Source organism: Mesorhizobium sp. WSM4850, assembly GCF_055811735.1.
In genome coordinates, this window is the sequence record NZ_JBVVPV010000022.1 from 71,019 (window position 1) to 93,864 (window position 22,846).

General features: G+C 60.8%; 26 protein-coding genes and 1 pseudogene. 19 read left to right on the forward strand and 8 right to left on the reverse strand.

What is annotated here, in order from left to right:
* Window positions 1–45: 45 nt before the first annotated feature.
* From coxB to AC0L2Z_RS20550, 5 genes and pseudogenes are all read left to right on the forward strand, one after another.
* A complete protein-coding gene (gene coxB, locus AC0L2Z_RS20530) occupies window positions 46–828 on the forward strand; it encodes a cytochrome c oxidase subunit II (RefSeq protein ID WP_473629152.1) in 783 nt (260 codons plus the stop codon).
* Window positions 825–2,399 carry a cytochrome c oxidase subunit I gene (locus AC0L2Z_RS20535; protein WP_473536415.1) on the forward strand — a complete coding sequence of 525 codons (1,575 nt, stop codon included), beginning with the start codon at window positions 825–827 and terminating at the stop codon, window positions 2,397–2,399. Before coxB ends, AC0L2Z_RS20535 begins: the two co-directional genes overlap by 4 nt.
* The gene (locus AC0L2Z_RS20540) at window positions 2,396–3,202 is read left to right on the forward strand and encodes a cytochrome c oxidase subunit 3 (protein ID WP_473536414.1); all 807 of its coding nucleotides are present in this window, start codon (window positions 2,396–2,398) and stop codon (window positions 3,200–3,202) included. Before AC0L2Z_RS20535 ends, AC0L2Z_RS20540 begins: the two co-directional genes overlap by 4 nt.
* A gap of 936 nt (window positions 3,203–4,138) precedes the next feature.
* A pseudogene (locus tag AC0L2Z_RS20545) lies at window positions 4,139–4,333 on the forward strand (ATP-binding protein); the annotation flags it as partial.
* Window positions 4,334–4,653: 320 nt separating this feature from the next.
* Window positions 4,654–5,088, forward strand: coding sequence for an FKBP-type peptidyl-prolyl cis-trans isomerase (locus tag AC0L2Z_RS20550; protein WP_473629153.1), 435 nt, complete (start codon window positions 4,654–4,656; stop codon window positions 5,086–5,088).
* A 42-nt stretch (window positions 5,089–5,130) separates the two neighbouring features.
* On the opposite strand, the gene AC0L2Z_RS20555 is transcribed toward AC0L2Z_RS20550, so the two are convergent.
* The 5 genes from AC0L2Z_RS20555 to AC0L2Z_RS20575 form a co-directional block, all read right to left on the reverse strand.
* Window positions 5,131–6,111, reverse strand: coding sequence for an ABC transporter permease (locus AC0L2Z_RS20555; protein ID WP_473629154.1), 981 nt, complete (start codon window positions 6,109–6,111; stop codon window positions 5,131–5,133).
* A 253-nt stretch (window positions 6,112–6,364) separates the two neighbouring features.
* Window positions 6,365–7,336 carry an ABC transporter permease gene (locus AC0L2Z_RS20560; RefSeq protein ID WP_128181350.1) on the reverse strand — a complete coding sequence of 324 codons (972 nt, stop codon included), beginning with the start codon at window positions 7,334–7,336 and terminating at the stop codon, window positions 6,365–6,367.
* Window positions 7,333–8,871 (reverse strand): sugar ABC transporter ATP-binding protein, encoded by a 1,539-nt coding sequence (locus AC0L2Z_RS20565; protein WP_287281918.1) that lies wholly within the window; start codon window positions 8,869–8,871, stop codon window positions 7,333–7,335. Before AC0L2Z_RS20565 ends, AC0L2Z_RS20560 begins: the two co-directional genes overlap by 4 nt.
* A gap of 208 nt (window positions 8,872–9,079) precedes the next feature.
* Window positions 9,080–10,114 carry an ABC transporter substrate-binding protein gene (locus AC0L2Z_RS20570; RefSeq protein WP_473629155.1) on the reverse strand — a complete coding sequence of 345 codons (1,035 nt, stop codon included), beginning with the start codon at window positions 10,112–10,114 and terminating at the stop codon, window positions 9,080–9,082.
* Between the two features lie 46 nt (window positions 10,115–10,160).
* Entirely contained in the window at window positions 10,161–11,075 is a 915-nt protein-coding gene (locus AC0L2Z_RS20575) for a sugar phosphate isomerase/epimerase family protein (RefSeq protein WP_023800490.1), read from the reverse strand.
* A 675-nt stretch (window positions 11,076–11,750) separates the two neighbouring features.
* Between AC0L2Z_RS20575 and AC0L2Z_RS20580 the strand changes: the two genes are divergently transcribed.
* From AC0L2Z_RS20580 to AC0L2Z_RS20610, 7 genes are all read left to right on the forward strand, one after another.
* The gene (locus tag AC0L2Z_RS20580) at window positions 11,751–12,950 is read left to right on the forward strand and encodes a tyrosine-type recombinase/integrase (RefSeq protein ID WP_473629156.1); all 1,200 of its coding nucleotides are present in this window, start codon (window positions 11,751–11,753) and stop codon (window positions 12,948–12,950) included.
* Window positions 12,951–13,094: 144 nt separating this feature from the next.
* Window positions 13,095–14,006, forward strand: coding sequence for a hypothetical protein (locus AC0L2Z_RS20585; protein ID WP_473629157.1), 912 nt, complete (start codon window positions 13,095–13,097; stop codon window positions 14,004–14,006).
* A 137-nt stretch (window positions 14,007–14,143) separates the two neighbouring features.
* Window positions 14,144–14,323: a helix-turn-helix domain-containing protein gene (locus tag AC0L2Z_RS20590; RefSeq protein WP_473629158.1), complete on the forward strand. Its 180-nt coding sequence runs from the start codon at window positions 14,144–14,146 to the stop codon at window positions 14,321–14,323.
* A 4-nt stretch (window positions 14,324–14,327) separates the two neighbouring features.
* Window positions 14,328–14,540, forward strand: a complete 213-nt coding sequence (locus tag AC0L2Z_RS20595) for a hypothetical protein (protein ID WP_473629159.1) — start codon at window positions 14,328–14,330, stop codon at window positions 14,538–14,540.
* The gene (locus tag AC0L2Z_RS20600) at window positions 14,537–15,061 is read left to right on the forward strand and encodes an HNH endonuclease signature motif containing protein (protein ID WP_473629160.1); all 525 of its coding nucleotides are present in this window, start codon (window positions 14,537–14,539) and stop codon (window positions 15,059–15,061) included. Before AC0L2Z_RS20595 ends, AC0L2Z_RS20600 begins: the two co-directional genes overlap by 4 nt.
* Window positions 15,058–15,519, forward strand: coding sequence for a hypothetical protein (locus AC0L2Z_RS20605; protein ID WP_473629161.1), 462 nt, complete (start codon window positions 15,058–15,060; stop codon window positions 15,517–15,519). The genes AC0L2Z_RS20600 and AC0L2Z_RS20605 overlap by 4 nt, the downstream gene beginning before the upstream one ends.
* Window positions 15,516–16,103, forward strand: a complete 588-nt coding sequence (locus AC0L2Z_RS20610) for a hypothetical protein (protein WP_473629162.1) — start codon at window positions 15,516–15,518, stop codon at window positions 16,101–16,103. Before AC0L2Z_RS20605 ends, AC0L2Z_RS20610 begins: the two co-directional genes overlap by 4 nt.
* A 408-nt stretch (window positions 16,104–16,511) precedes the next feature.
* On the opposite strand, the gene AC0L2Z_RS20615 is transcribed toward AC0L2Z_RS20610, so the two are convergent.
* Window positions 16,512–17,402 carry an ankyrin repeat domain-containing protein gene (locus AC0L2Z_RS20615; RefSeq protein ID WP_287260836.1) on the reverse strand — a complete coding sequence of 297 codons (891 nt, stop codon included), beginning with the start codon at window positions 17,400–17,402 and terminating at the stop codon, window positions 16,512–16,514.
* Window positions 17,403–17,715: 313 nt separating this feature from the next.
* Here AC0L2Z_RS20615 and AC0L2Z_RS20620 point away from each other — a divergent pair, with 313 nt between their 5' ends.
* The 5 genes from AC0L2Z_RS20620 to AC0L2Z_RS20640 all read left to right on the forward strand — a co-directional run bounded on the left by AC0L2Z_RS20620 (window position 17,716) and on the right by AC0L2Z_RS20640 (window position 19,805).
* A complete protein-coding gene (locus AC0L2Z_RS20620) occupies window positions 17,716–17,853 on the forward strand; it encodes a plasmid mobilization protein (protein ID WP_419697165.1) in 138 nt (45 codons plus the stop codon).
* Window position 17,854: 1 nt separating this feature from the next.
* Window positions 17,855–18,505 carry a hypothetical protein gene (locus tag AC0L2Z_RS20625; RefSeq protein ID WP_473629163.1) on the forward strand — a complete coding sequence of 217 codons (651 nt, stop codon included), beginning with the start codon at window positions 17,855–17,857 and terminating at the stop codon, window positions 18,503–18,505.
* 404 nt (window positions 18,506–18,909) lie between these two features.
* Window positions 18,910–19,128 carry a hypothetical protein gene (locus AC0L2Z_RS20630; protein ID WP_287260832.1) on the forward strand — a complete coding sequence of 73 codons (219 nt, stop codon included), beginning with the start codon at window positions 18,910–18,912 and terminating at the stop codon, window positions 19,126–19,128.
* Between the two features lie 147 nt (window positions 19,129–19,275).
* Window positions 19,276–19,509: a hypothetical protein gene (locus AC0L2Z_RS20635; RefSeq protein ID WP_287260831.1), complete on the forward strand. Its 234-nt coding sequence runs from the start codon at window positions 19,276–19,278 to the stop codon at window positions 19,507–19,509.
* A gap of 110 nt (window positions 19,510–19,619) precedes the next feature.
* On the forward strand, window positions 19,620–19,805 hold the full coding sequence (locus AC0L2Z_RS20640; RefSeq protein ID WP_287260829.1) for a hypothetical protein: 186 nt from the start codon (window positions 19,620–19,622) through the stop codon (window positions 19,803–19,805).
* Between the two features lie 207 nt (window positions 19,806–20,012).
* Here AC0L2Z_RS20640 and AC0L2Z_RS20645 read toward each other — a convergent pair whose 3' ends face one another.
* Together AC0L2Z_RS20645 and AC0L2Z_RS20650 are read right to left on the reverse strand one after the other, a co-directional pair.
* The gene (locus tag AC0L2Z_RS20645) at window positions 20,013–20,741 is read right to left on the reverse strand and encodes a GFA family protein (protein WP_473629164.1); all 729 of its coding nucleotides are present in this window, start codon (window positions 20,739–20,741) and stop codon (window positions 20,013–20,015) included.
* 261 nt (window positions 20,742–21,002) lie between these two features.
* The gene (locus AC0L2Z_RS20650) at window positions 21,003–21,296 is read right to left on the reverse strand and encodes a hypothetical protein (RefSeq protein ID WP_287260827.1); all 294 of its coding nucleotides are present in this window, start codon (window positions 21,294–21,296) and stop codon (window positions 21,003–21,005) included.
* An 833-nt stretch (window positions 21,297–22,129) separates the two neighbouring features.
* Between AC0L2Z_RS20650 and AC0L2Z_RS20655 the strand changes: the two genes are divergently transcribed.
* Window positions 22,130–22,429 (forward strand): hypothetical protein, encoded by a 300-nt coding sequence (locus AC0L2Z_RS20655; protein ID WP_287260825.1) that lies wholly within the window; start codon window positions 22,130–22,132, stop codon window positions 22,427–22,429.
* Between the two features lie 74 nt (window positions 22,430–22,503).
* Window positions 22,504–22,671 carry a hypothetical protein gene (locus AC0L2Z_RS20660; protein ID WP_287260824.1) on the forward strand — a complete coding sequence of 56 codons (168 nt, stop codon included), beginning with the start codon at window positions 22,504–22,506 and terminating at the stop codon, window positions 22,669–22,671.
* Window positions 22,672–22,846 lie beyond the last annotated feature (175 nt).

Consider the following 22,846-nt stretch of genomic DNA (forward strand, 5'->3'; position numbering starts at 1 on the left):
GTCATGCGCGGGCGGGGCACTGTTTTCCTCTTTTTTGTCTCCGCAATGATGCTCGACGCACGGCACGGCTTGGCGCAGGCGCCGGCGAACTGGCAGACAAGTTTCGGCGTCTCAGCCTCGGAGACGAAGGAGCGGATCGTTGCGCTGCACGACCACATATTGCTGATCGGCGTCTGCATCGTCGCGCTCGTCGCCATGCTGATCGGTTTCGCGCTCTTGCGCTTCCGGGCGAGCCGGCACCCCACGGCGTCAAAAGTCACGCGCATGCCCTGGCTGGAATTCGGCTGGACGATCGCGCCGGTGCTGGTGCTGGGCGCGATCGCCGCCCCGTCGCTCCAGCTGCTCGCCTATGAGAGCGATATTCCCGACGCACAGTTGACGATAAAGGCCAGCGGCCATCAGTGGTTCTGGCGTTATTCCTATCCCGACAATGGCGGCTTCGCATACGATTCCATCATGTTGCCGCCGGCCTCCGTTCCGGCCGGTGAACCGCGTCTGCTAGCGGTCGACAATCGCATGGTTGTCCCGGTCGGCGCTGTCGTGCGCATACAGGTGACATCGTCGGACGTCGTGCACTCCTTCTTCATGCCGGCACTGGGCCTACAGATTTACGCCATGCCCGGGCGCCTCAACGAAACCTGGACACGCGTCGAGAAGCCGGGCGTCTATTACGGGCAGTGCAACCAGATCTGCGGTCTGAATCACTCCTTCATGCCGATCGCGATCGAGGCCATGGCGCAGCCTGATTTCGACGCCTGGGTGCGGGACGCTGCAACGCGATATCCGGTCGTCAGCGCCGCCGCTATATCAGCGCAGGTGGCGAAATGAGCGCCACCGAACATAGGCCCGAGTGCCGGTCGATTGCGGCCTGGCTGTTCACCACCGACCATAAGGCGATCGGCACGCTTTATCTCGGATTCGCGATCATGGCGGGGACCCTGGGCGGCGCGATCTCGGGCTACATGCGGCTCGAACTGGCGCAGCCGGGCATGGACTATGTCGTCAACGGCCAGTCCTGGAACGCGCTGATCACCGCGCATGGCCTAATCATGATCTTCTACATGGTGATGCCGGCGTTGATCGGCGGCTTCGGCAACTGGTTCGTCCCGCTGATGATCGGTGCGCGCGACATGGCCTTTCCGGGACTGAACAGTCTCGGCTTCTGGTTGCTGCCGCTGTCCTTGATCATGCTGATCGGGTCGCTGCTGGTCGGCGACGGAACGGGTACCGGCTGGAGCCTCTATCCGCCGCTGTCGGGCATAGACGGCCAGCCCGGACCGTCGGTCGACATGACGATCCTCGCGCTGCACTTGGCCGGCATTTCTTCCGTGATCAGCGCGATCAATTTCGTCACTACCATCCTTAACATGCGCGAGGATCGCTTGCCGCTGTTCGGCATGCCGCTGTTCGTGTGGTCGATCCTGATTTCGTCGCTCATGCTGCTTCTCGCCATGCCGGTGCTGGCGGCCGCGCTGGCGATGCTGCTTGCCGACCGCAATTTCGGCGGCGCCTTTTTCGATCCAGCCGGCGGCGGAGACCCGATGCTGTTCATGAACCTCTTCTGGTTCTTCGGCCATCCGGAGGTCTACATCATGATCCTGCCGGCCTTCGGCATCATCAGCCAGATCGTCTCGCGGTTCTCAGGTCGCCAGATTTTCGGTTATCCCGGCATGGTGCTGGCGATGGCATCAATTGCGGCGCTGGGTTTCATCGTCTGGGCGCACCATATGTTCACCGTCGGTGTAGGCTTCGCGCCGCGTGCCTTCTTCACGCTGGCCTCGATGGTAATAGCGGTGCCAACCGGCATCAAGGTGTTCGCCTGGATTGCCACGATGTGGGGTGGGTCGATCCGCCTCACCGTGCCGATGCTGTGGGCGCTGGGCTTCATCATCATGTTCACGGTCGGCGGCACGACGGGGATCGTGCTTGCCAATGCCGGCGCGGATCAAGTGCTGCACAACACCTACTACGTCGTCGCGCATTTCCACTATGTGCTGAGCCTCGGCGCGACCTATGCGATCTTCGCGGGCTTCTATTACTGGTTCCCGCGCATGACCGGACGCATGTTCCCGGAGTGGGTTGGACGGTTGCATTTCTGGTGCTTCTTCATCGGTACCAACTTTCTGTTTTTCCCGATGCATTTCCTCGGACTGGCAGGAATGCCACGGCGCATCGCGGATTATCCGGACGGTTTCTTGGGCTGGAATATGATTGCGTCGCTCGGCGCTGTGCTCGCGCTCGCCTCCACGCTGCTGTTCCTGGTGATGCTTGCGGTCTCGCTGCGGCGTGGCGCGCCGGCCCCCCGCGATGTGTGGGGCCCGGCTTTCACGCATGAATGGGATGACGATCCCGAGATGGCGCGTCCGCGTGGCACGGCGGGCGCGGAGGCAGGCGCGTGAGCAAGACTGTCACCGAGGTCGGCGGCACGGATGGCCGATGGCCTGTCGCGATTGCTGTCTCGCTGTTCCTGCTAGCGTGCGCCGGTCTCGCGCTCTTCCACCCGTCGCTGTTCGGCACGCTGGCCGGCAGCATCGCGGTACTCGGTCCGCTCGTGATCGCGGTGGGGCTTCTGCCATTGTTCATCGCTCTGACAGCGTGGTCGCGGGCGACGAGTGGTGAGCGTGCGAATGGTCCGCAAAACACCTTTGGCCCGAGGATCGCGATCATCGCCTTAATCGCGTCCGAGGTAGCGTTCTTCGCCGCCTTGTTCGCCGTCTACCTACGATACGCGATCTATCCGGAGATCGCGGGGTTCAACTCATGGCCACCTACGCCGATGCGCCCCGACGACCCTTGGGGCGGCCCGCTTCTCAACACAGTGATCCTCCTCGCGTCGGGGGTCTGCGTCGCAGCGGCGCATGACTGGCTTCTGAAAGAGCGATGGCAGCTTTCGGCTATCGGGCTTACCGTGGCGATCGCGCTCGGCGGCGTGTTCGTCGGCCTTCAGCTTCGGGAATTCAGCCTCGCCTCGGTGGGATTCCGCGACGGTGTCTATCCCTCGATCTTCTTCCTTACGACTGGCTTCCACGGCCTGCACGTCGTTATCGGCATCTTGTTGCTGTCGATCGCCGCATATCGGGTGATCCGCGCGCGCTCAGCCGGCGGCGGCGGCTTCATCACGACGGCGGCATCCTGGTACTGGCATTTTGTCGATGCGGTGTGGCTTCTGCTGTTCGCCGTCTTCTACGCTTGGGCCAGCTAGGAGCGTACCGACGCGACGTCGACTAGCATCGGCATTGCTGAAACATATCTGGGAGCCGGCTGAGGGCGGCCTTCGCGGTTCAAAGTTGCATAGAAGCAAACTTAAAAGCACCCAGAAGAGCTGCCTCTGGCGGAAGTGACCTTACTCCATGATCGATCAGTTTCCTGCAGGATCAAGTAGTGTAGTAGCTCCCGTCCTCGATCATCAATGACCAAGCACATCTCAAGCTGTAGTTGCAAAAGAATTGCGGCCGTGGTTTTGCCTAAAGGCAAGTTGCGTTTCAGGATGAGGGCCGCAATGGCAGAGGGTCATTCAATTGATCACGAACTTGCCGTAAAGGCGGTGGCGTCTTCCGTGCACGATGCCATAGCGACTCGCCATGGCTTGCGCGGAGGGAACACGAGCCAGGTGACCGGCGACGGCAAAGTGGGGAGCGAATGGACGCTGTCCTATGAAGGTGCGCCGGACTTCAGCTGGCGCGTTGACCGTAGCGACGCGTCGGGCGTGCTGTGGACCTGCACGCAGGGTCCAGGCGACTCGGTCGGCACCATGGTGGAATACGTATTTGAGGACATGCCGGACGGGCGAACGCGCGATCTCGCTCAAGCATGGCGGCTGGCCGCACCGCGGGGGGCATTTCCAGAAGTGCAACACGCTGTGGGGCGCGATGCTGTTCCAGCTCAAACGTTTCGTCGAGAGCGGCAAACCCGCGCCTGTCCATGTGGGCGATCTCGGTGAAGGTCAACCCGTCGGGCGGCATCGTGACCATTCCGAACCTGTCGGAAAACTTGCTCGACCCGGCCGGCGTGCCGAACGGCATTTCGTCCAAGGTGATTATCGATGCAACGACACCTGTCGCCCCCGACCGGCGCGTCGACTCTGGCGAGGAACTTGACACGCCAGAGGGCACGGACGCGTGGCGCGAGAAGCTGGCCGATCGCCCGCGCCTATGGCTCGCACTCGCTGCGCCGCGCCCGGCGCCTACTGACCTATATCGAGGAGCAGGGGCTGATCGTCTGCCAGCTCGACGGGGTTGGAAGGCGGACGGTGACGCTGGTGGAATTGGCCTGGGCGACTGCACCGGGGGATCCTAATGCGGAGGAGGTGGAGCAGGGGAGCTTGGCTGTGTGAAGGCTGATGCGATTTGGGCGAAAACTGACGTCGCTCAACATCAGCAAAGCGCCAAGAGCCGCCGGGGTGGGTGGCCGATCAGAGTCTTCGCAATCTCTGTCGCCACGACATGCTCGAAAAATGCGCGCCCTTGGCGAACAGATCCCCGTCCTCCTCCGCGACCTGTCTTTACGCAGGGGGCTCAATCGGCATTGTGGGTTTACATCGGCAGACAAGCCCCTAGTTTTAGAGTTTCGCGCCGCGCACCTTAGTGCGTAGATGATCGAAAACGGACCGAGAACTCTGGCCGGTCCCTCAAAAACTCCCAAAGGATGACTGCCATGACACAGGCCAAGAATGGCGACACCGTGCGCATCAATTATACTGGACGTCTAGCCGACGGCACTCAATTCGATTCTTCCGGCAGCGAACCGCTGCAATTCAAGCTCGGTGAAGGGCAAGTGATCCCCGGCCTTGAGACCCATGTCGAGGGCATGGAGGTAGGCGCGAAAAGCACCGTCACCGTTCCCGCCGACGCTGCCTATGGCCTCCACCGCCCCGAAGCGGTCATGACCGTCGACCGCGCCAGGGTGCCGGACAACCTCAACCTCGATATCGGTACTCGATTGCAGGCCAGAACCCCCGAAGGGCGCCCCATGCAGGTGACGGTCGTCGGCGTCGACGACGCCAGCGTCAAGCTCGACGTCAATCATCCGTTGGCCGGAAAGGATCTGGTGTTCGACGTTGAACTGGTCGAGATCGTTCAGGCGGCGTAGACTATGCTTCGGTCAAAAGAGGCCCCGGCTCCAGCGCTTCCCCTACCGATCCTCAATAATCCGCAAATACGCCGCCGTCACGAACAGCACGATCAGCCCGAACAGTATCCGCCGCGCGCCTTCCGGCATTTGTAGGATGGTCAGCAGGGTCGTCAGCACGGTGAGGATCAGCGCCCCGATGATCGTGCCGGTGTAGCCGCCGCGGCCGCCGAAGATCGAGGTTCCGCCGATCACCGCGGCCGCTACCGAAGGCAGCACCAGCGGCTCGGCGAGCGACAGCGACGGCGCCTTGATCAGGCCTATATAGAGCAGCCCGGTGATGCCGGCGAGCACGCTGGAGATGACGTAGAGCGCTGTGATGACCTGCCAGTAGCGGACGCCGGACAGGCGTGCCGCCCCTTCATTGTCGCCGACTGCGTAAAGCAGGCGGCCAAAGCCGGTGCGGTTCAAGGTGAAGACGATGAGGACGGCGATGGGCACGAACAGCAGCAGCGCGTTGGGCACGCCATAGGTGAGGCCAGTGCCCAACCAGGCCAGGAAGGGCGGAATCTTGGCGCCCGAAGCGATGACGGTGCGCTGATAGACCTGCAGGCAGCCGGTGCCGATCAGGCTGGTGCCGAGCGTCATGATCAGCGGGTGCACGCGAAACACGCCGACGCCGATGCCGTTGACCAGGCCGATCAGCACCGCCGGCACCAAGGCGATGAGGATCGCCACCGCCGGGTCATGATTGACGACCTGCGTCGCCATGATGAAGGCGCTCATCGTCGCCACGGTCCCGACCGACAGATCGATGCCGCCGGTCAGCATGGTCATGGTCTGGCAGCCGGCGAGAATTGCCAGCGGAATGGCGAATTTGACGGTGTTGGCGAGCCAGCGCTCGTTGACGATGCCGGGGCGCAGGATCTGCAGCACCAGCACCAGGAGGACCAGCAGGATGATCAGCGGGATCAAGGGCCGGTCGGCCATGAAGCGCTTGAGGCGGCGGCCGAAGGGGACGGGTTGGATCGCGGTTGTGCTCATGAGGTTGCTCGCGATTGGGGTGGCGCGATGCCGGGACAGGATGGCGTTCTACGGCGCCCCCCTCTGTCCTGCCGGACATCTCCCCCACTTGGGGGGAGATCGGACGGCGCGACGGCTTTCGCCAATTGTCGGCGTTCCAAGAATAAGCGAGGCGCCGAAGCTGCCAATCTCCCCACCCGTGGGGGAGATGTCCGGCAGGACAGAGGGGGGCGCCGTCGAGCACCGACCCCATAAACCAGCCTCACGCCATTGCTCATGATTGGCGGCTCCGCATGGTGATGAAGGCGCCGAACATGACGACGGCGACCATGATCGCGCCCTCGATGATTGCGGTGACGTTGGGATCGATGGCCAGCAGCGTCAGGTCGGTGCGCACCAGCCGCAACACGAAGACGGCGACGATCGGGCCGAGCAGTCCGCCCTTGCCGCCGCCAAGTGCGACGCCGCCGAGCACGACCGCCGCTACGCTGGCCAGAAGATAGGGGCCGGGAATGGGGGCGCCGATGCCGGTGCTCATGGTCAGCGCCAGCCCGCCCATGGCAGCGAAAAGCCCCGACAGTGCATAGGCAATGATCCTGGTGCGCGCGACCGGCACGCCGCTGCGAAATGCGGCGAGCTCGCTGCTGCCGATGGCGTAGATCGACAAGCCGAGTTTTGAGCGCTTCAGGGGTATCCAGATGATGCACAGGCAGACGACCAGAAGCACCAGCGCCTTCGGAATCCAGGCAGAGATTTCTGGCAAGCCCGGGATCGAGACGGTGCCGACGATGGTCGCCCGCAGCCATTCGGCGACCGCGCCGCCGGGCGCGCCGAGCACCAGCAGCGCCGCGCCCTGCAGGACGAAGAGGGTGGCCAGCGTGACGACGATATCGGGCACGCGGGTGACGACGATCAGCATGCCGTTGACGGCGCCCAGCACCAACCCCATGGCCAGCACGAACGGCACGACGAAAAGCGCGTATTCCTCGCTGGCGCCGTCCATCATCGTGGCGGCGGTGACGCTGGTCAGCGCCATCATCGCGCCGACGGAAAGGTCGATGCCGCCGGCGATGACGACAATCGTCTGGGCGGCCACGGCAAAGGCGTAGGGCAGCACCGCGCGCACCAGCGAGCCGAAATCGCCGCTGCCGTAGCCCGGCTGGATGAGCCTGGTGATCACCAACAGGACCACGAACAGGACGAGCAGGCCGGCGACCCAGCCCTGACGGCGGACGAGGCGGGTCAAGGTTTCGCCACCGGGCTCGAGTGGATATCGGCAAGAATGCCGACGTCCACCTTGGCGCCGCGCGGCAAGCCGTAGGCGGCGCGCATCAGTGCCGGTTCGTCGGCGAGTTCGACGGGGAAGACATCGACGACGCGCCCGCCAAAGATGACGATGACGCGATCGCAGACACGCTGCACCTCCTCGAGTTCGGATGTATAGAACAGCACCGACTTGCCCTGGTCGGCGAGTTCGCGCAGCAGCTTGTAAATCTCCTGCTTGGTGCCGACATCGATGCCGCGCGTCGGGTCGAAGCAGAGAATGGTCTGTGCTTCAGCGGCGATCCAGCGGGCGATCGTCACCTTCTGCTGGTTGCCGCCGGACAGGCGCTGCACCTCGCGCTGGGCGCGGGTGTCGATCTGCAGACGCTCGATCGCGCTGACGACCCTTGAGCGTTCCTGCGCCATGTTGATCGGTCCCCAGTTGCGCAAGGCGGCGCTGAACGGGAGCGCGATGTTTTCGCGCACCGAGCGCTGCATGGTCAGCGCTTCGGTGCGGTCGCCGGGCACATAGGCGATGCCGGCGCGGATCGCATCGGCCGGATGCGCGAATTTCACCGGCTGCCCGTCCACTTCGATGGTGCCGCCGGACGGCCGGATCGAGCCGGCAAGCGCGGCGAACAGCTCGTCCTGGCCTTGCCCCTCGAGCGCGACGACGCCCGCGACTTCGCCGTTCACCAGATCGAACGAGACGTCGTTGAGCTTGGTGCCGACACGAAGGTTCGCCACACCGAGGCGTGGACGGCTATCCCCAGGCGAAGCGGCCTGGCCCGCCTGGCGCGCCGTCACGCGCGTCTTTTCGATCCTGGCGCCGAGCATCATCTCGACGATGCGCTCCTCGACGCCCGGCTCGATGTCGACGACGCCGACAGTCTCGCCGTCGCGAAGCACGGTGGCGCGGTCGCAAAGCGCCGATATCTCGACGAAACGGTGGGAAATGAAGATCACCGAACGGCCGCTGTCGCCTTGGCGGCGAACGACCTCAAGCACCTTTTCGGCAAGGTTCGCCGGCAGTGCCGCGGTCATCTCGTCGAGCAGCAAAACGTCGGGCTCGACCGCCAGCGCGCGCGCCAGATCGAGCACGCGCAGCACGGCCAGCGGGATGTCGCGCGCGATGTCGCGGATGTCGAGGTCGGGAATGCCGAGTTCGCGCACCCAAGCGCGGAACGGCTCGACCGGCGTGTCGGTCAGGCGAAGGTTGGAGGCGACGTCGAGATCGGGGATGAGCGACGGTTCCTGGTAGACGGGAAGCAGGCCGGCGCGGCGCGCATCGGCGGGCGAGCGCACGTCGCGCGTCTCGCCGCGGATCAGGATACGTCCGGCATCGGCGCGGATGGCGCCGGTCAGGATTTTGACCAGCGTCGATTTGCCGGCGCCGTTGGCGCCCATCAGCGCGTGAACCTCACCCGGCAGAACTGACAGCGACGCGTTGCGCAGCGCCACCACTGCGCCGTAAGTCTTGACGACGCCGGTGGCGTCCAGGAGAGGGTTGGTGGTCAAAATCGCGTTGCTCTCGTTGCAAGTTGTCTAAAATGGCGATCCTGCCTTCTCCCCTTGTGGGAGAAGGTGGCCTCGCGAAGCGAGGTCGGATGAGAGGTGTTCCAGGGAACACCAACTTCTCATTCCTTCCAGCACCCCTCATCCGTCTCGGCGCTGCGCGCCGATCCACCTTCTCCCACAAGGGGAGAAGGCAGAAGCGCGGCAGCGATTACTCGCCAGGGCCCTTGCAGGCGATGATCTGCTCCTTGGTGTAGGTGGTCCATTCCGGAATGGAGATCGAGACCGGCCATTCCGGGCTCAGCGACGGATCGGCGACGCCCTTCAGTTTGGCCTTGCCCTCTTCGGTGGCGTTCTCCCACAGCTGCGGCTCGACGAGAACGGTCTGCTCCGCCGGCTTCTTGCCGTTCAGGATCTGCAGGGCCAGGGTCACGCCAGCGCCGCCGATCGAACCAGGATTGGTCACCGCCGCGCCGACAAGGCCTTCGACCGAGTTCAGCTGGCCGACGAAGCCGGCATTGTCGGCGCCGACCACCGGCACCAGCGGCGTCTGCGACTCGACCAGCGCATCGACGATCACATTGTCGATGCCCGAGGTCCAGATGCCGTTGAACGGCGATCCGGTGGCGATGAAGTCGAGGATCTGCTGCTTGCCTTGGTCCTGCTGCCAGCCGGTGAAGACCTCATGCACGACCTTGACGTCGGGGAATTCGGCAAGCGCCTTCTTAAAACCCTTGTCGCGGTCGCTGTCGGCCGAGGCGCCGGCGGCGCCACGCATATAGACGACGTCGCCCTTGCCGCCGATCTGCTTGAACAGCCATTTGGCGCCGAGATAGGCATACTGTTCCTGGTTGTTGGAGATGATGTAGGCCGAAGGCTCGGTGACCGCCTGGTCGACGGCGACGACGACGATGCCGGCCTTGGTGGCTTCCTCAAGCGCTGACTTGATGCCGGCGGGATCGGCCGGGTTGACGACGATTGCGTTGACCTTGGCGCTGATCAGGTTGCGGATATCCTCGAGCTGGCCGGCGGCGTCGGTGTTGCGATGGGCGATGTTGAGCTTGGTGACCTCGCCGGAGGCAAGCGCCTGCGCCTTGATGGCGCAGATCATCTCCTCGCGCCAGCCATTGCCCTGCACCGTGTTGGAGACGCCGATCGTGTATTTGGCTTCAGCGGACGAGATGCCCACCGAAGCCAGAAACGCCGCGCCGGCAAGCAGCGGGACCATTGCCAGATATTTTTTCATTTCAGTCTTCCTCCACCTTGTTTTCAGTTCAGTTCGAAAAGGGGCCTCATTTCACGAAGGGGCGCAGCACGTCGCGGGCGAGCAGAAAGCCGCGCTTGACGTCGTCGTCGCTTCCCTCAAAGCGCCGGTCCTCGTGTTCGATGATGATGGCTCCGTCGTAGCCGGCGCGGTAGAGGCCGGAGAAGATCACATTCCAGTCGACATCGCCAAGCCCCGGCATGCGCGGCACCTGCCAGCCCATGCCGGCCGAGAGGATACCGCGCTCGTAAAGGCCATCATGATCGATCATCAGGTCCTTGGCATGGACATGCAGCATGTACGGGCCGAATTCCCTGATGAAGCGGGCCTGGTCGATCATCTGCCAGACCAGATGCGACGGGTCGAAGTTCATGCCGACGTCGCCGCCCCATGCCTCGAGGATGCGGCGCCAGATATAGGGCGAATAGGCGATGTTGTGGCCGCCCGGCCATTCGTCGTAGCTGAAGATCATCGGGCAGTTCTCAAAAGCCAGCTTGACGCCGTTGTCGCGCGCATGGGCGATGATATCGGGCCACAGTTTGAGTGCCTCTTGCCAGTTGGCGTCGATGGTTTTTGAGGCGTCGCCGCCGCAGAAGGTGTTGACGACAGGCACGCCCATATGGCTCGCCAGCACGATCACCTTCTTCAAATGATCGACGACGGCCTTGCGGTGGGCGGCATCGGGATGCAGCGGATTGGGATAAAAGCCGAGGCCGGAGATCGACAGGTTCTCTTCCGCCAGTGCGGCGGCGATTTCCTTGGCCTGCGAGGTCGAGGTCGAGGCGGCGTCGATATGGCTGGTGCCGGCATAGCGCCGGGCTGCGCCTGAGGATTTCGGCCAGCAGGCGATCTCCAGCGCCTCGAAGCCGGCAGAACTTGCCCAGTCGGCGACCTCGCCAAGCGGGGTGTCGGCAAACGGTGCGGTGAGCAATCCGAGCTTCATGTGGCCCTCCCGTGGTTCACGACCGGCCTACTATGCCGATTGTGCAGGCCGCTTCAACCGTGTCGCCGCCGGCAATGCGCAAACCTGTCTGACGAATGCCATCGGATCGTCGCAGAGCAGGCCATCGTGAGCGGCTGTGACAGCCGTGCGGAACGGCTGGATTTAGTTAGGCGTCTGACAACAGCAGGACTTCCCTTGGCTAGGCACCAGCCCACTCCCGCAACGACCTGATTCTGCTCTTGTGGGGCGATTTCGGTCGAGCTAATGATGTGTCGGGCTTAGGGGTTTGAAGTGACTGACATCATCACATTCGTGGTTGCTGGCGCGTGGGCGGCAGTTGGATTTGGCGTGATCTGGTACGTCAGAACGAGACCGCCTATCCCTGAAGGTCACGAGGACCCCGATCTGCGAGAATGGCTTGATGGTCAGGTTTAAAAGCCCCAAGCTCAAAGCCCGCCAGAGCGCGTTCGGGGTGCGCCGCTACAGCTATCTTCTTGATTTTACTGGAGTAAATTTCCGCTGGTGGAGCTGAGGTCCACCGAACTGCCGTTTCAAGGCGTCCCACACCATCTTCGGAGACGTTGAAAATACTGGGGTTCTGGATTTAATTGTCTTGGACTGTTTCACCCCGTCCCGTACTATCCCCACTTCGAAATGGGGATAGAAGTGGGGACGATGGCCCGAACGCTGCACAAACTCTCTGATGTAGCCGTGAAAGCGGAAAAGGCTTCCGGCCGCCATAGTGACGGCGGCGGTCTGTACCTTTGGGTTTCGCCTTCGGGCTCCAAGTCATGGCTGTTCATGTGGGCTCGTGACGGCAAGCGCCGGGAGATGGGCCTAGGCGCCTATCCCACAGTCTCGCTCGCTAAAGCCAGGTCGAGGGCCGTGGACTGCCGTTCGGCAGTGGAGGAAGGCCGCGACCCGATTGCAGAGAAGGCTAGGGAAGCCGAGCCGACCTTTGGGGAGTGCGCAGACAAATACATTGCCACCATCAAATCCGAGTGGCGCAACGCGAAGCACGAATACCAATGGAATCAGACCCTCACCAGTTTTTGTGAGAGCATAAGGCCAAAGCGAGTTTCCACAGTCACAACCGAGGACGTTCTCGGAGTGCTGGCGCCTATCTGGATGGTGAAGGCGGAAACCGCATCAAGGCTTCGAGGCCGTATCGAGCGCGTTCTTGAGTTCGCCAAGGTGAAGGGCTGGCGCTCTGGAGAAAATCCAGCCGCATGGCGTGGCAATCTCCGAAACCTCCTGCCCAAGCGCCAGCGGTTGCAGCGCGGCCATCAGCCGGCCATGCCCTACGCTGACGTTCCCGCATTCGTGGGGAGACTTCGAGCGGCCGAGGCCATGGCAGCTCGGGCGCTGGAATTCACAATCCTGACGGTTGCCAGGTCCGGCGAGACGCTCGGGGCGAAATGGCCAGAAATAGATTTCAGGGCAAAGCTCTGGAATGTCCCTAAAGAGCGCATGAAGGCGGGGGCGCCGCATACGGTGCCGCTGTCGAAAGAGGCTTTGGCCGTTCTGGAGTATCTACGCGAGCAACGCCAGGGCAACAAACCCGGCGAATTTGTCTTTACCCGCGACGGTGAGAAGCCCCTATCCAACATGGCGATGATGATGCTGCTGCGGCGTATGAAACAGGCGGCAATTACGGTTCATGGCTTTCGTTCTGCCTTCCGTGATTGGTGCGGCGACGCCACCAGCTTCCCGCGTGAGGTCGCGGAGGCTGCCCTGGCCCATAAGGTCGGGGACGAAACCGAACGTGCCTATCGCCGCTCTGACGCATTGGAGAAGCGCCGCAAGCTGATGCAGGCTTGGGCCGATTATCTCGCCGCGTCGAAAGGCAATAATGTCGTGAAACTCAGAGGATGAAAAATTCTCGAATGGCCCATAGCTGGAACACTCAAAAGGTTCAAAAGGTCTGATCGAAACCGCAGGGATAGGACGGCCATCTGACAAGCCGGTAAGCACCCCGGTTTCCCTGCGGCCCTCAAGGTGCATCGCGAAGGTGCTGCGATGAGTGCTCGTATTGAATTTTGGAGAGATCCAGGCCGGTGGCCTGTCAACATCCCCGGCTTCGTATTCGCAGCCCGCGCGGTTATTGAAGTGGGCCAAGCGGTTTATGGCGAGGCTTGGACCGGGGCCGAGCCAATTTCAAGCGATCCGCTCAACTTTCCCAGAATTCCCCTGCTCGGCGGCAAGCTTGGCCGCCTAACCCAATCGAGCGCGAAACCATGGCACAAGGAAAGCATCAACTCGCTCCTGCGAACGCACCGGCCCGAATTTGGAAGAACGCCGGTCGAGTATCGAGCCTATGGTCCAAAGCCCCTGGTGTTCTCTGAAGATGAATGGTCCGCCGGTTTGGATCTAGCAGAGCAGGCGGACGAAAGCTTGACTGCGTTACGGGCGCGCTTTGATGGCGCTGTTGCGCACATAGTCAGAGCGTGCGCAGAGGGAGAACTGGTTGCTGCTTTGCGTCCCAAAGAGGGAGGCAAGATAAGCGATCCGCTGCCCGCCCACATGTGGCATACCGAACGCGCCGCCGTTCGCTTTTATTGGGGACAGATGAACCCCCACAAGCCATTTGATTCTGGCGTTGGCGGTGACGGCTATCAGTTCGTCTATTTCGACAGGGCGAGCCTTGATAAGTTCAAGGCTACTGTCTCAAAGGCTGGGACCGCCCAGCAGCAACCAAACGAGGCGCCAGGCTCGAAGTCGAAAGCGTTCGAACGCGAGTTTCGCCGCATTGTGGACGCCTCGCCCACTCGCCGAACCCATTCAAAGCAAGATCTTTATAAGCTCGCCCACCCAGTGTCGAAAAAGCAAGTGGACCGTATCCGCGAACGTGTTTTGGCCGGCTATCCCGAGTCAACAATGCGGGCTTGGACGGGAGCGGGGCGCCCCGCTCAGGAAATCGATGCGGGGTAATCGATTCTACCTTTGAGAAATCGCCTCGCTAATCGACGCGCAAATTAATCGCGCCCCCGTTTTTATGTATTCGTCTCTTTGTCATCCTCACACCATGCACAAACGTCCACGTGCATCCAAATGGAGACAAAGATCAGATGACCACAATATCAGTCGATATCGCCAATGCTGTGAGCATGTCCGGCATTAGCCGGAGCGGCCTCTATAAGCTATTTAAGGCCGGTAAAATCACACCACGCAAGAACGGCAAGCGGACGCTCGTATTGGTATCCGAGCTTCAGAGCTACGTTGAATCTCTTCCGAAGGTGGGGGGATAAGACGATGACCCTACAAATGGAAACGGCCAGCCTGGCAGGGCTGACCGGTTCGGTAGATAGAAATGCTGTCGCGGCATCTCTTTACCAAACTCACCCCGAAACGGCAATTGCAATTGATGATGGTTCATATGCCGTCGCAGTCATTGCAGCGCGCTTTCGAGTTCCTTCGGCAACTGCATTTGAGGTTTGCCGGTTGGCAGGTCTGGGGGTGCGATGATGGCTCCCCGCCCCCTACTTCCGGCCCTTACTGCCCAACGCGCAAGGGCTCTGCTGATCTACAATCCGGAAACCGGCGCTCTGAATTGGCGCGTCGCTCGCCCGGGCACCCTCAGTGGTGCGCTAGCAGGCACGCGGACGAGTGAAGGTTACACTCAAGTCGAGATCGACTACCGACTCTACAAAGCGCACCGCGTTATCTGGCTCATTATGACTGGCAAGTGGCCGACCCATCAGGTCGACCACAAGAACGGCATGCGTGCCGATAATCGTTGGATAAACCTTCGAGAGGCGACGCCGCTCCAGAACGCTCGCAACCGCCGGCCAGGTAAGCGAAACAGCAGTGGCAGGGTCGGCGTTACGCAGACTGCTAGTGGTCGCTGGCAAGCCTTCATCGGTCTTGATTTACAAAACTGCGTACTTGGGACCTTTGGTAGCTTCGACGAAGCGGCAGCTGCACGCACAGCGGCAGAACAATACCATTACGGTGAGTTTTCGGCAGAGAGGAGCGGCGCGACATGAGCCGCGAATTCTCAAAGATCAGTCCGAAGGTTTGGCGATCAAGGAAGTTTCGGGCGCTGCCTACTGACGATGCCAGATACCTACATATGTTCTTGTTGACCAGCGAGCATCAGACCAGCGCGGGCTGTTTCAGAATGCCTGATGCCTACGCCGCTGCCGACCTGGGATGGCCGGTCGAGCGGATGGAGAATGCTCGTCGACACCTGGTAGAGGGCGGCTTGCTCGCCTTCGACCCCGATACAGACGAGTACTTCGTCATTGGCTGGTTTGGCCACAACAAGCCAATGAACGTCAGCCATCAGAAATCCATCGTTCGCGTAGTCTCCGACATCGAAAGTGATGCCGTGCGCGAAATAGCCGAAGCCGAACTGCAACCGGCCCTGATCCCAAGCACCGTGGAAACCATCAACGGTTCAAGGCTTGGGAACTCGTCCTACATGACCAGGAGAGCCTCATGACCCCACACAATCCCGACACTGTGTCGAGACCCTGTCGACATAAGGAGACTGAGACGGAGACAGTCACACGAGACGGAGAAGAGACTGGAACCGAGAATTCTACAGAAAAGGAGACTTTTACTAAGACCGTCAAAATCGCGAACGAACGCATTCCCTCATCGTCGGCAAGAGGCTTTGGAGGGAAGAAAGGACGCAAGCCTTCAAGAGCAGCGCTCTACGACCTCAAGGCATCAAGAAAAGATTGCCACTCCTACGAATGGCCAGAGCCGCTGTTCGCTTTGCGGGAATGGCTCCGCAAGCATGGCGTTGATGTCGGTGCGCTCAAGAGCGAGCGACAGGCACTATGGCTGGCAAAGAGGCTTGGCCGCCAGGGCAAGAAGATGCCGCATCGTCTGGCCCCGCTGTTCCCTGCCCTCTGGAAGGTGCAGCGCACGCTCTGCCCGGTGATGCCTGCGAAAGGTCAGAATGCCGCCATGTGCTTGGGGGTGCCAGCATCGAAGGAGCGCGGAACATTTGGGCCGGCCTCACCGATTCGAACTGTCAGCATCGCTGCCTATCTCGCCGAGAAGAGAGAGGGGGCTTAGCCCGATGTTGGAAAGCACGGAAAATGCTGCATGCAGTCAGGCGGCGAACCTTCAAGAGGTTCAAAAGCCCCTCACCCTTCAGCAGGCGGCGGGGATTGCCGGGGTTTCGCCCGATACGATTGCCAGATGGTGCAAACGATACGGGATTGGGAAGCAGTTGCATCTTAAGGCGCCGTGGCGGGTCGATCCTGTCGGACTGTCTATTGTAGCTGCCGGAGACAGTTTCGCGTTGCACCAGTATTCCCAACGCGAGGCTAGGGCGTGTACTCATAAACGACGACCAGTCGATGAACGGTGAGGGGCTAGTACGTTTCATCGGTTGCCCATGCCTTTGCTCAATCGCCCCTTGGGACCACCAAAGGTGGCTATTGAGCAAACTAGCCGACGCAGGCTTGAGAACTCATCGATTCAGGGCAGCGGGTTCGGCTTGTCACTGAGCGTGCGCAAGTACGCGATCAGGTCGACCCGTTCGGTCTCGTCCGAGACACCAGGCATCTCCATGTAAACGCCCGGCGTAGTGGCCATGGGCTCAAGCAAAAATTTGTTCAGGTCCTCGTACGTCCATACACCCTCCCAGCTCAGCAAGGCGTCGGAGTAACGCATATCTGCCATAGTTGCCTTGTCGCGGCCGACGACGCTCCACAAGTTCGGTCCTATTTTGTTCCCTCCCGTTGGCTCGGCGTTGTGGCAAGGCCCACACACGCGGGTGAAGTAGGTTCGGCCTTTCTCGACATTGGCAGAAGCCAACTTCATCGAGATCGGGGCTGGAGTTGGCAAGACGACGCCGTGTGACATGAGGTAGTCGGCAACTTCGCGTTGCCCCCCGCGTTTTGCCATATGGAGTGGTGTCTTGCCGTCCTCTGCCCTCGCATTCACGTCCGCGCCAGCCTCGACCAGTGCCTTGACGCAGTCGAGACAACCGAGATTGACGGCGGCATGAAGGGCGGGTTGGCTGCTGCCGTCGGCATTTGGATCTGCGCCCCCATCCAGCAATAGATTCAAGAGATCGATCTTGTCTATCCCCATGGCCGCCATCAGCGGGGAACCAAGAGCCGTCTGGGCGTTGACGTCCGCACCCCGTTCCATGAGCAGTTTTGCTGCTTGGATGTGGCCCATAAAGACCGCGAGATAGAGCGGCGTTGCGCTTCCATCACTCTCATCTACATCAGCGCCCGCATCGAGCGCCGCCGTGATAGCCGCGACATCGCCCTCCATGGCGGCGTCGTGGATGGCGGCGGCATGCGATACAATCGGAATGTGCAAAAGCAGCAGTGGAATGAAAAGCAAGGACACGCGCATTTGGCATCTCCCAAGGCAAGCCGCAGTAAGCGTCAAGCTTTCAAGACTGCAAAAGTATAGGCGAATGCCTGAATTTAATAGCCCTTGAAAGAATGAAAGTTTTCAGGAATCGGCCTACATACTCGGTGTCGAAGAGTTCGCGCTCTAGCTTGTAAACTCTTAAAGGAAGGCGGCTCAGATGCCGCCTTTTTTGATGTGTCGGTTTGCGGATTATGCCGCACATTGCCGATGATGCGGAACGCCAGCGCCAGCCGCCACTGATACATTTCCTGTGTTCGCCGCAGGAGATCGAACCATGCGCCTCAGCGCAGCGATGATAGAAAACATCCGGCTTCGGGTTACGCAGGAAGAGAAGTCTGCACTTCGCGCCGCAGCAATGACGCGAGGCCTCACGCTGTCGGAGTACATTCGAGAAGCAGCTTCGCAAGGCTCTCAGCGGGCAGCAGCGTAGCATGTCCCACTTTGCCGCCCCTCCAATGACAGAGACGGCAAACCCGGTTGCAAAGCCGTATGAGCCGACAGCGCGGGAACTTGCATCACAGGCCGCCTACGCTAAGCGCCGCGAGAACAGGCGTCCGGTTCCGCAAATAAAAGTCTCGATCAGCGACGATGGTGGTAAGCGCATCGCTTCGCTCGCGGTGGATCACCCTGACCCCGCACTCGGCTATGAGCTACTGGCCGAAGCCATAGGGGCCGATAGTGGCACTTCCCTTGCCGGCACTCTCGATTCACTGGCCAAGGCTGCTCAGGTCGGCTCCGTGGTACGTGAGGGGGAAATGAATTATGCCCTCTCCATGGTATGCGGGCTCCGACCGAAGGATCAGATCGAGGCAACGCTAGGTGTCCAGATGGCCGCCATCCACCTCGCCACGATGAATACCGCTATGTTCATGGGACAAGCCAAGACGTGGGAGTTGAGGGAATCGCAGGAACGGGCATTAAACCGCCTCGCCCGTACGTATGTGGCCCAGGTCGAGGCTCTGAAGCGCTATCGCAGCAAGGGAGAGCAGCGCGTGATTGTCGAGCGCGTGAACGTTGAAAAAGGCGGCCAGGCCATCGTCGGCAACGTCGCCCATAGGGGCGGGGTAGGTGAAGAAAAATGATCGATAACCCCATGAACCGCGCACCGCGTTGTCACGCTCGCAGCAAGCGCAGCGGGATTGGCTGCAAAGCTCCGGCTGTACGTGGCCATCGCGTCTGTCGCTTCCATGGCGCTGGCGGTGGAGCACCCAGAGGCGCCGCGCATGGCCTTTATCGCCACGGGCGATTCACTTGTGAAGCGATCGAGCAGCGCAGAGAGATTTCCGCGCTGATTGCGGAGGCGCGGGCGGCGGCCGCGGTGATATGAGTTTGGACCTACTTCGCCAATCATCCAGTGAAGTTATCGCCGACGCTTTCGCCAAGTCTATCAAACATTCCGGCCCCTTTGGTACGAAATCGTACATTGTTTTTTTCCGGGAAGGTGCAACAAATGGCAGCTTGGGCAGCGGCTCGGGGAGACCCTCGGGTGAACGTTAAGACGACCAACGGTCGCACAGTCAGGGACCTTGTTACGGAGGTCATCGTGGCAGCGCCATACGGCGGAATCGTCTCCGTTAAGGCCACCATAGCAGCGGTGCGCGAAGATGGCCCCCATTGGGAAGTGACCGACTGTGATCTGATCGAGCTTATCGTGGCAGCGGCTCCGGCATTTGGGCGCGCGGTAGCCTTCGACCAAAGCGAATGATCCTCTAATGGCTCCCGGTTGATCAGCCAGTCCTTCGCGCTCAGAAATTTGTTCCAAACATTCCGACCAACCAACTACCGGAACAGAAGACACCGGGGGGACATTTAGAGAAGAGGACGTTAGCAACCCATTGTTGAGGAACCTCTTATGAACCCGACCGAATTGCAGGCGATCAGCGACACGCTGATGCGGGTAGTGACGCCAGAGATGACACCGAAACAGCTCCTGAAGGCTGCAAAGAAGGAGCATCCGGAAGCGTCGAAAAAGGACATCGCCCGTGCGGCGTTCTTCTCGATTATTTCCAACGCTGATCAAGACATCGGCAAGTCCAGGAATTTGCAGGCCTTTGCGTTGGCGGAGCGAACCCAACAATCTGATTAAGATTTGATGGTCGACATACGTGGCCCTAGGTCCCAAAACATTCGTGACTCCTAACGGAACCATTCCGTGACCTGCGAGTTGCGGCTCGGGCGGGGTTGGGACATGGCGACATGGCAGAGCGTGATGCAGCGGGCCATAAGACCCTTGCCGACGCCGTTCGGGAGCTGATCGGCACCGAAGACAATCGTCATCACGTACACAAGCTGCTTGGGCTGGAGGTCGAACCAGAACTGCCGCCAACGCTGGCATCATTGCTTGAGGCGATCGGCAAGGCCGGTCGGGACGAAACTCCATAGCTGCCCTGACGGGTCCTGCCAAGGGGGAGCCCGCCGCCGTTGAGGGAACAACGACGGACCCCACAGCGGCTGCATTCCACGGAGAATCTACCGCCGCGATTCTAAACCCGCGCGGGCCTACATCGATCGATGATCTACCGGATTAACTGGGAACTAGTCGCCATGCTGCTCGCCGCGGCCTTCATTCTGGCGTTGTGCCTGCGTCCTTTAGCTTGCGGGCTCAGGTGGTTCTACCTCGGCTTCATTGCCGGGGGCTTCTGCGTCCTTTTCGAACTGCGTTGCGGATGGCAGAGGACTAAGCCAGCTTTCGCGACGTACGGTCCAGAGTTCGTATTCGGGTGTTAGGTCCGATGGTACCTCGTCGAGGGCCCCGATCATAACCTCCACTTCGTCGTCGCGGATCGACGGCACGCGTCCGCCGCAAGTCGAGCAGAAGCTTCTGCCCGCGTACGTACTGGTGAAACCCGTCATTTGCTCAAATGCCCCTCGGGGCCACACTGCAAACGCAGAGAAAATCGACCCGCTGGCTTTGCGGCAGTCGCTGCAGTGGCAAATGCCAACCCGAAGCGGATCGCCGGTCACGCGAAACGTTACGCCGCGGCAAATGCAGCTACCAGTTCGAACTTGCGCGACTTGGTCCACCACGAGCGTTCTCCCGACCGCTTCAACGGCAAGGAGGGCGAAAACGTTCCACCTTCCCCAAAGGGCCGCCGACCGGTCTCTCAACCCGGCTCCTTCCGTCGGCGCTTTTTGCGAACGCTGATCAAGACATCGGCAAGTGCAGGAATTTGCAAGCGTTTGCGTTGGCGGAGCGAACCCAACGCCGGCTTCACCTGTTTGGCCGATGCGCTGTCCAGAAGCTGCCCTAGTCGGTCGGCAGCGGAATCTTGGCAGAGGGTATGGGCGACCGGGAAACCTTCCTCTCGTTAAAGGCATAGCGCCGCAATAAGCCGCCGTGCCGGAAGTGCCAAGCGCCCGGCTCCTGCAATTTCCGAGGTCCTAGTGAGGGTGGAACTTTAGAGAGTTCTAAAAATTGTCTGTGACCAGTGGGCATGGCCCCCCGCTTGCCCGCTGCAGATCGGGATGCGGCCCGATCGGGGCCCGCGCGCTCCGCCAGAGGCGCGGGCTTCTCTCGCTTTTCTCCGTGAAGAGCGGGGCAGAGACGTCGCGCGAACAGACATTGGATCAAAAGCCGGCTCACGGGAAATCGAAATGCTGCCATTCCGCGCATCGATGGACCCGACATTGACCCTCAAGCGTCTGGACATAGGAGGCGACGGGCACGGCGGGCCGGTCGCACTCATTGCCAAATTGGCGGACATATCGATCATAGGTGTTGCGGCCGGTGGTCAGGACGACTGCGCGCCGGCTCTGGATCAGCTGCTGCGTCTGTTCGCAAGTCATGGTGCGCGCATCCGGCCGGGCGTAAGCCATGCTTGTGGCGGCGAACAGGATCGCCGCGGCTGTCGATACGATTGGGCGAGCTGGCATGGCACATCCTCACAAGGGTCGTACTAACGCGCACCGTCGCCCGTGGTTCCGCACCTTCACCCGAAGCCGCATCTCAAGCAAGGGGCTGTTACTGCGGCGGCAAAGTGGTTGAAGGGTTCCAGAGGAGCGGCGTGTGCTTTTGGGAGTCTATGCAGCCCGCCTTACCGATGTACGGCGGGCTTTTTTGTTGTTTGGGGGGAACACGATCTGGCGACAATGGTTCGGTGCGGCAACAAAGCGCCGTACCGTCAGACCGAAGACAGGGAATGCGGGAAAGGCAAGGCTTAACCGATAAAGAAAGACACGACCGACAGGAGCGCACGTCGGATGCTGCGCGGGCATTAATAGACATTGAGCGCGTCGCACGAGATGCAAAGACGGCTCGGCTGCGGGAGCAACGACTTAAAGCCGAGACTGCTCTCCCTGCTGCATCGGCACCGAAACCGAAGCGGAATTCGAAGACCAAGAAGTCGTAGTAGGCGCGCTGCACCTGGCGCCCATATGCACCGATCGGCCCGCGTCCTTTCTCATGGGGCGCGGGCTCTGCTCACACACGGAACACCAGGCGCGGGTGCGCGTTTCGCCGGCATGAGGCAACTTCTCAGTGAGTTGGCCGCTTTGGCAGACCCAGGTTTTTGGGTCGCGCTAGCGGTTGTTCTGGTTCCCTACGCCATCGGTGTCGCACTGCTGGTCTGGGTGGCTGGTTGACGGTTGATTTTGTCGTTCCCGACAGCCGCCCTTTCCCTTCCCACGCCGTTGGGGTTCGCGCCTTTGTCAAAATTCTACATTAAGAAGCTTGGAACATAGGTGAGGCAGAGAACATTGTTGGCGCCATGGACAAGAACGATGGCGACAATCTTCCTGAGTGGTTTCCGGGCGAGCTGCCCGAGGATCCAGTGATCCGAGCCGATATCGCGAAAAGAATTTCGAGAGAAACTGAGAGTAAAATTGGGCCGCACGGTTTGGTGGTCACGAAGGCCAGGAGGCGGGATCGCAATCTGGTCGAGGAACTGGAAGAAACTGATGCCGCCCTCGACAGCCAACCGTCCGTAGTTCCGTTTTTCCTGGTTCTGTATGCGCTCTCAATGCTGGGCTTGGTAGGGTACGCCATCGCTAGTTGGTATCTTACATAGCGCGCTTTGAGTTTCCGTTGCGCGCGATTGGGAACAAGTGCGAAATAGGGAAGTTTGGCGTAAGGAGCTTTCCTATGGCTGACGAACAGGATAGGGCGCCGAACAACATTGATATCGTCGTTCGACGGTTGGTCAAAGAAACCGGCATCACCGAAGAACAGGCCCGAGAGCTTATCGTCTTCCTCGGGCTCCATTGGGCATCGTTGCTCCGGGAAGCAAAGGCTCTAGCTGCCAAGCGCTAGGCATTCGTTAGATATAATCGCGGCCCCATCGTGAAAGACTAGGCGTCTCGCACGCTGAAAGGCGCGGCGGTTTTTTGGTTGCCCGAGATTCTCCTGAATCGTATTATGTTTTAGCCGGAGGGGGGTGGTATGCCGATTTATCGAAAAGCCAAAGAATCTGGCGTCTTCAGTGCAT

Coding starts and splice junctions, on each gene's coding strand:
- coxB (WP_473629152.1), top strand. CDS start 46: ATGATGCTCGACGCACGGCACGGCTTGGCGCAGGCGCCGGCGAACTGG.
- AC0L2Z_RS20660 (WP_287260824.1), top strand. CDS start 22,504: ATGGCTGACGAACAGGATAGGGCGCCGAACAACATTGATATCGTCGTT.
- AC0L2Z_RS20590 (WP_473629158.1), top strand. CDS start 14,144: ATGACCACAATATCAGTCGATATCGCCAATGCTGTGAGCATGTCCGGC.
- AC0L2Z_RS20615 (WP_287260836.1), bottom strand. CDS start 17,402: ATGCGCGTGTCCTTGCTTTTCATTCCACTGCTGCTTTTGCACATTCCG.
- AC0L2Z_RS20570 (WP_473629155.1), bottom strand. CDS start 10,114: ATGAAAAAATATCTGGCAATGGTCCCGCTGCTTGCCGGCGCGGCGTTT.
- AC0L2Z_RS20555 (WP_473629154.1), bottom strand. CDS start 6,111: ATGAGCACAACCGCGATCCAACCCGTCCCCTTCGGCCGCCGCCTCAAG.
- AC0L2Z_RS20635 (WP_287260831.1), top strand. CDS start 19,276: ATGAACCCGACCGAATTGCAGGCGATCAGCGACACGCTGATGCGGGTA.
- AC0L2Z_RS20640 (WP_287260829.1), top strand. CDS start 19,620: ATGGCAGAGCGTGATGCAGCGGGCCATAAGACCCTTGCCGACGCCGTT.
- AC0L2Z_RS20585 (WP_473629157.1), top strand. CDS start 13,095: ATGAGTGCTCGTATTGAATTTTGGAGAGATCCAGGCCGGTGGCCTGTC.
- AC0L2Z_RS20595 (WP_473629159.1), top strand. CDS start 14,328: ATGACCCTACAAATGGAAACGGCCAGCCTGGCAGGGCTGACCGGTTCG.
- AC0L2Z_RS20625 (WP_473629163.1), top strand. CDS start 17,855: ATGTCCCACTTTGCCGCCCCTCCAATGACAGAGACGGCAAACCCGGTT.
- AC0L2Z_RS20535 (WP_473536415.1), top strand. CDS start 825: ATGAGCGCCACCGAACATAGGCCCGAGTGCCGGTCGATTGCGGCCTGG.
- AC0L2Z_RS20645 (WP_473629164.1), bottom strand. CDS start 20,741: ATGCCTTTAACGAGAGGAAGGTTTCCCGGTCGCCCATACCCTCTGCCA.
- AC0L2Z_RS20650 (WP_287260827.1), bottom strand. CDS start 21,296: ATGCCAGCTCGCCCAATCGTATCGACAGCCGCGGCGATCCTGTTCGCC.
- AC0L2Z_RS20600 (WP_473629160.1), top strand. CDS start 14,537: ATGATGGCTCCCCGCCCCCTACTTCCGGCCCTTACTGCCCAACGCGCA.
- AC0L2Z_RS20550 (WP_473629153.1), top strand. CDS start 4,654: ATGACACAGGCCAAGAATGGCGACACCGTGCGCATCAATTATACTGGA.
- AC0L2Z_RS20575 (WP_023800490.1), bottom strand. CDS start 11,075: ATGAAGCTCGGATTGCTCACCGCACCGTTTGCCGACACCCCGCTTGGC.
- AC0L2Z_RS20620 (WP_419697165.1), top strand. CDS start 17,716: ATGATAGAAAACATCCGGCTTCGGGTTACGCAGGAAGAGAAGTCTGCA.
- AC0L2Z_RS20655 (WP_287260825.1), top strand. CDS start 22,130: ATGGACAAGAACGATGGCGACAATCTTCCTGAGTGGTTTCCGGGCGAG.
- AC0L2Z_RS20580 (WP_473629156.1), top strand. CDS start 11,751: ATGGCCCGAACGCTGCACAAACTCTCTGATGTAGCCGTGAAAGCGGAA.
- AC0L2Z_RS20605 (WP_473629161.1), top strand. CDS start 15,058: ATGAGCCGCGAATTCTCAAAGATCAGTCCGAAGGTTTGGCGATCAAGG.
- AC0L2Z_RS20610 (WP_473629162.1), top strand. CDS start 15,516: ATGACCCCACACAATCCCGACACTGTGTCGAGACCCTGTCGACATAAG.